Raw genomic sequence first — 5,914 nt, 5'->3', positions numbered from 1 at the left:
GGCGTGGACTGGGCCTTCCCCATCGTGCTAACTGCATATTTTCTAATAGGCAAGCTTTTAAAACTTGCAAGGAATAAAACTTATTTAATAGAAATATATCATGTTTTGGCTAAACATGCAGTTCCAGCTTGCGCCCAGGTCCCGTCTGTTGCGGGTTTGATACTTGCTGAAAAAATAAACACATGTGGCTTTTACTCCGTTCGGCTTAATCAAATGTCATCAAGTCGTCATCCCGGGCCTTTAATATGCAAATAACAAGTCTCAAATACTTTTGTTAATTGTGGCGCGCCGGCCCATCATGCGGGACCGGCGTCATCTATTTACCGACCGGGATCCTCATGCACACCTCGTTTTCCCCCTTGCGCACGCCGCTGCGCCTGACCGTCATGGCTACCCTGCTGGCCAGCCTGTCCGTGCCAGCCCTGGCGGCTTCCGATATCGTCATCAGCCAGGTGTATGGCGGTGGCGGCAATACGGGGGCGCTGTACCGCAACGATTTCATCGAACTGTTCAACCGCGGCGCCAGCCCCGTGAACCTGAGCAACTGGAGCGTGCAATATGCGTCGGCTGCTGGTTCGAGCTGGGCCGTGACGGCCTTGCCGGCTATCGATTTGCAACCGGGCCAGTATTTGCTGGTCCAGCAAGCCAAGGGCACGGGCGGCACGCAGGATTTGCCCGCGCCGGATGCGTCGGGCAGCCTGGCCATGTCCGGCACGGCCGGCAAGGTGCTGCTGAGTAATAACAAGACGGCCCAGACGGGCACCAGCCCCACGGGCGCCGCCGTCGTCGACCTGGTCGGTTTCGGCACGGCCAACGGTTTTGAGGGCGCCGTCGCGCCTGCCCCATCGAATACCCTGTCGATCGCGCGGGCGAATGGCGGCTGCGGCGACACGGACGATAACAGCGCCGACTTCGCCGCCGGCAGCGTGACGCCGCGCAATACGGCTTCGCCGCTGAATGTCTGCGGCGGCCCCGTCGTGCACCAGATCATCACCAGCTGCCCGGCCAGCCTGGCGCTGGCGCTGGGCAATGGCGGCAGCGCCAGACTGCGCGCGTCCGACGTGGATGGCGTGGTGAATGCGGCCAGCCTGGCGTCGCCGGCCGTGGCCGGCATCAGCCTGGCCAATTTCAGCGCGGCCGGCGTGGCGGGCGAGAGCGCCAGCGTCAATTTGGTGGTGGCCGCTGGCGTGCCGGTGGGCAATTATCCCGTCGTCGTCCAGTTCGGCAACGACCAGCAGCAAACGGCGTCATGCAAGGTCGACGTGGCCGTGCAGGGCCTGGCCGCCATCAGCCACACGATCCCGCAAATCCAGGGCAGCGGTGCAAGCAGCCCCTACGCCAATTCCGTGCAGACGACCGAGGGCGTGGTCACGCTGAAAGTGGGTACCGGTTTCTTCATGCAGGACGCGGCCGGCGATGGCGACCCGTCGACCTCGGACGGCATCTTTGTGTACACGGGCGCGGCCGTCACCACCGTGCAGCCGGGCGATCTGGTACGCGTGACGGGCACGGTGTTCGAATACACGCCGTCGGGCGCGAAAAATTCCTACACGGAATTGAAGGACGTGACGGCCATCCTCACGCAAAGCGCGGGCCACGGCATCGTGCCGGCGAATGTGACCTTGCCGAACGAGAACCTGGCGGCCGTGGAAGGCATGCTGGTGCGCTTCACGCAGCCGTTGACGGTCTCGCAAAACGCCTACCTGGGCGCGCGCGGCGAACTGAGCCTGTCGGCGGGACGGCGCGAAGTGCCGACCAACCGCTATCCGGCTGGATCGACCGAGGCGCAAGCCTTGATCGCCGCCAATGCGAACAACCTGATCGTGCTCGATGATGGCATTTTCGTGGCGCCGCCGACGATACCGTATATCGGTCAGGACAACACCGTGCGCAGCGGCGACACGGTGGCCGACCTGACGGGCGTGGTGGATTTCGGTGCCATCGGCGGTGGCGGGGCCGCGTATAAATTGCAGCCGACGCAGACGCCGCAATTTTCGCGCGACAACCCGCGCACGGGCAGCCCGGAACTGCCATCAGGCAACGTCAAGGTGGCCAGCGCCAATGTGCTCAATTTCTTTACGACCTTTACCAATGGCAATAACGTGTTTGGTCAGACGGGGCAGGGCTGCACCGTGGGTTCGTCGACCACCAAATCGAACTGCCGCGGCGCCGACAACCTGGCCGAGTTCGTGCGCCAGCGCGACAAGATCGTGGCCGAACTGAAAGCCGTCGATGCGGACGTAGTGGGTTTGATGGAAATCCAGAACAATGGCGAAACGGCCGTCACCTACCTGGTCGAGCAGCTCAACGCGGCCATCGGCGGCGTCACCTACGCCGTGGTGCCGAAGCCGGCTGCCACGGGCACGGACGCCATCCGCGTGGCCATGATCTACAAGCCGGCCAAGCTGGGTCTGGTGGGCGGCGCCTTGTCGGACGCCAACGCCATCAACAACCGTCCGCCGATGGCGCAAACGTTCAAGGCCGCCAACGGCGAGAAATTCTCGCTGATCGTCAACCACCTGAAATCGAAGGGCAGCTGCCCGTCGAGCGGGCTGGACGCGGACCAGAACGATAGCCAGAGCTGCTGGAACGCCACCCGCGTGCAGCAGGCCCAGCGCCTGGTGGGCAGCTTCGTGCCGCAGGTGGCGGCCGCTGCCGGCGACGCGGACGTGCTCGTCATCGGCGACTTGAATTCGTATGGCGCGGAAGACCCGATCCAGGTCATCACAGGCGCCGGTTTCGTCAATGAACTCGAACGTTTCGTGCGCCCGTCCGGCATGCCGTACTCGTACGTGTTCGGCGGCCAGAGCGGCTACCTCGACCATGCGCTGGCCAGCGCCTCGCTGAGCCCGCAAGTGGCCGGCGTGGCCGAATGGCATGTGAATGCGGACGAGCCGGAAGTGATCGACTACAACATCGATGCGGCCAAGCCGCAAGACCTGTACAACGCCTTGCCCTACCGCGCCTCGGACCACGACCCCGTCGTCATCAGCCTGGACTTGCAGCCCGCCTACCGCGACATCACGGCCGCCGTCTCGACGTCTAGCTCAGGCCTGACGTTCAACCGCGCGACGCAAAAGTACACGGGCACGTTCTCGTTCACCAACACGGGCACGGCGGCCATCAGCGGCCCGTTCCAGGTGGTGTTCGGCGGCTTGCCGGCCGGCGTGACCCTGGCGAACGCCACGGGCAGCCATGCGGGCGCCGCCTATGTCACCGTCAATGCGGCCAGCCTGGCGCCGGGCGCGACGGCCTCGTTCGCCGTCAGCTTCACCAATCCGTCGAAAGTGACGATCAATTACTCGGCCAGCATCTTCGCCGGCAACTTCTAAGGACTTGACCATGTTGACAGCAAAATTCAATCTCACCCTGCGCCGCGCCATGCTGGCCGCCGTGCTGGCCGCCAGTTCCAGCGTGGCGCTGGCGGACCCGCTCGCCTACCGCGTGGAAATCGATACGAGCGCCTTTTCCGGCGCCGGTTTCCTCGACTTCGCCTTTATCGCCGGCAACAGCCCCGCACCGGGCGCCAGCGCCACCTTGAGCAACTTCTCGGGCGCCTTTGGCGCGCTGGCATCGCAGGAGGGCAACGTCAGCGGCAGCTTGCCCGGCACTTTGACCTTCGGCAACAGCGGCGCCTACAACGACTGGTTTCACAACGTGACCCTGGGCGGCAAGTTCGGTTTCAACATCGTCTTTGACGGCGACTTCCTGAACACGGCCGGCAACGCAGGCACGACGTTCGGCGTGGGCTTGCTCGACTACACGGGCATGGCTTACCTGGGCAATGCGAACGGCAACCTCGTGCAATTCGAACTGACCCCGCTCAATGGCGGCTTGCCCGCCAGCATCGCCGGCAGCACGTATGCGAGCATCGCTTCGATCTCGGCCGTGCCGGAAGCGTCGGAATGGATGATGCTGACGGGCGGCCTGGCGCTGATCGGTTTTGCCCTGCGCCGCCGCCAGCCCGTCTTGCCGGCATAAGGTACAGTTGTCCCGCCTGAACACAGCGTGCCCCTGGTGCGCTGTGTTTTTTTTTCGCCTATTTATTTGGAATAGCTATAAATCAGGAAACTAAATTGTATTAGTCAGCGTTTTACGCTTGATGCATAGTCAAAAACTTGTCGGGCCGTCTAGTTTTTCATGGAGGGCCGCCAACTTTTTCGGAAGGATGCATCATGCGCCGTCATATTCTGCTGCTCGATCCCGCGCCCGCCATGCAAGCCTTGCTGCTGCATAACCTTGAAGGGGCCGGCTACCGGGTCAGTTGCGCCCTGGATGGGCGCGGCGCGCAGGCGCTGATGGCCGTGGATGCGCCCGACTTGCTGCTGCTGGAATGGGAATTGCCTGACGCGTCCGGCATCACGCTGCTGCGCCAGCTGCGTCAGGACGACGCACTGTGCGACTTGCCCATCATCATGGTCAGCGCGCGCGACAGCGAACAGGACAAGGTGCTGGCGCTGGAAAGCGGTGCCGACGACTATCTGTGCAAGCCTTTCGGTCCCCGTGAAATGTTGGCCCGCGTGCACGCGCTGCTGCGCCGGCGCGCGCCATCGGCCTTGCGCGCAGGCGCAAGCACGGCCGGCGCCAGCGTCTTGCGTCTCGATCCGCATACCCTGCGCGTGACGGCCGGCAAGGTGCCCATCAATCTGGGCCGCGTGGAATTCAAGCTGCTGCATTTCCTCATGGACCATCCCGGCAGGGTGCATAGCCGCGCGCAACTGCTGGACCAGGTGTGGGGCCAGGCCGCCTATCTGGATGAACGCACGGTCGATGCCCACGTGGGGCGCCTGCGGCAGGCGCTGCAGCCGGGCGGCTGCGGCCACCGCATCGAAACCGTGCGCGGCAGCGGCTACCGTTACCTGGCCGCCGATGTCGCCAGCGCGGCCGTGTGCGCATGATGCTGCTGACGGGGCGGGAACAGGAATACCTGCTGCACGCCATCCTCCGCGCGCATGGCATCGCCGAGTCCGGCGATTTCTTTCTCTGGAGCCAGGGGCCGCTGCAAGCGCTGTTGCCGCACGACATATTAATCTGCGCCCAGCTGGGCGCCGACGGGGCCGTGCTGCGCAGCGAAGCCTGGCACAGCATCGTGCCCGATCACGCGCAGTTGCGCGAGCGCCAGGGCCAGCTGGCGCGCCTGGCGCTGGCCTGGCGCGCGGGCGGCCAGAGGGCGGGCGTCATCGATGGCGTGCTGGTGCACGGCAGCGTGGGCGAGGGGGGCGGCAGCTTCTTTGCCCTGTTCGCCATGGGAGTCGTGGACGCGGCACGCCAGGCGTATGCGCTGGAATTGCTGCTGCCCTACCTGCACCTGCACTGGCTGGCGCTGCCAGGCAGCCGGCGGGCGCCCTTGACCGGTCCGTGCGCCACGCGCGCAGCCAGTGCGCGCGAACTGGAAGTGCTGCACTGGGTGCGCGAGGGGAAGAGCAATGACGAGGTGGGGCAAATCCTCGGCATCAGCGGCACCACCGTGAAAAGCCATTTGCAGCGCATCTATAAATTATTGGGCGTGAGCAACCGTACGCAAGCCGTCTCGCGCGGCATCGCGCTGCGCCTGCTCAGCCATTAGCGCTGGTTCTGCGGCATTGAGAGTTTATTCCCGCCGCCATTCGTCGTATGTTCTTCGGTGCTGAGCGACACTTGCGTCACGTCAGGGTGGGCCTTCAGGCGCGCCACTTCTTCCGGCGTCAGCATGGCGGCAAAGCCGTTCAGGGTGACCGTGTAGCGGTATTGCACGGGCGCTTCTGCCACCAGCGCCAGTACGGCCCGCTGTTTTCCTTCCAGGTAGGCCGTGTAGCGCCGTGCCGCTTCGCTATCCGTGTCGAGGCGCTGGCCGTGGACGATGGTGGGCACGAAGCCCTTCACTCCACCCGTGTAGGAAGCCAGCGGCGGGTCGGCCAGCTGCACGATATATACC

General features: G+C 64.3%; 6 protein-coding genes. 5 read left to right on the top strand and 1 reads right to left on the bottom strand.

The features are described from left to right. The 5 genes from AC0V2Y_RS27510 to AC0V2Y_RS27490 form a co-directional block, all read left to right on the top strand. Window positions 1-255 (top strand): hypothetical protein (locus tag AC0V2Y_RS27510; protein WP_475418229.1); only part of this gene is annotated, 255 nt, incomplete at its 5' end. A gap of 83 nt (window positions 256-338) precedes the next feature. Beyond that, window positions 339-3,332, top strand: a complete 2,994-nt coding sequence (locus AC0V2Y_RS27505) for an ExeM/NucH family extracellular endonuclease (protein ID WP_475417949.1) — start codon at window positions 339-341, stop codon at window positions 3,330-3,332. 10 nt (window positions 3,333-3,342) lie between these two features. Next, a complete protein-coding gene (locus tag AC0V2Y_RS27500) occupies window positions 3,343-3,981 on the top strand; it encodes an NF038129 family PEP-CTERM protein (RefSeq protein ID WP_475417950.1) in 639 nt (212 codons plus the stop codon). A gap of 194 nt (window positions 3,982-4,175) precedes the next feature. Continuing rightward, window positions 4,176-4,898 (top strand): winged helix-turn-helix domain-containing protein, encoded by a 723-nt coding sequence (locus AC0V2Y_RS27495; protein ID WP_475417951.1) that lies wholly within the window; start codon window positions 4,176-4,178, stop codon window positions 4,896-4,898. Further along, window positions 4,895-5,566: a LuxR C-terminal-related transcriptional regulator gene (locus tag AC0V2Y_RS27490; RefSeq protein WP_475417952.1), complete on the top strand. Its 672-nt coding sequence runs from the start codon at window positions 4,895-4,897 to the stop codon at window positions 5,564-5,566. The genes AC0V2Y_RS27495 and AC0V2Y_RS27490 overlap by 4 nt, the downstream gene beginning before the upstream one ends. Here AC0V2Y_RS27490 and AC0V2Y_RS27485 read toward each other — a convergent pair. Then, the coding region (locus AC0V2Y_RS27485; RefSeq protein ID WP_475417953.1) for a protease inhibitor I9 family protein at window positions 5,563-5,914 on the bottom strand (352 nt) is incomplete at its 5' end. The two genes, AC0V2Y_RS27490 and AC0V2Y_RS27485, sit on opposite strands and share 4 nt — an antisense overlap.

The sequence above is a fragment of the Janthinobacterium sp. BHSEK genome, assembly GCF_056174685.1.
This window is presented reverse-complemented; position numbering and strand designations above follow the sequence as displayed.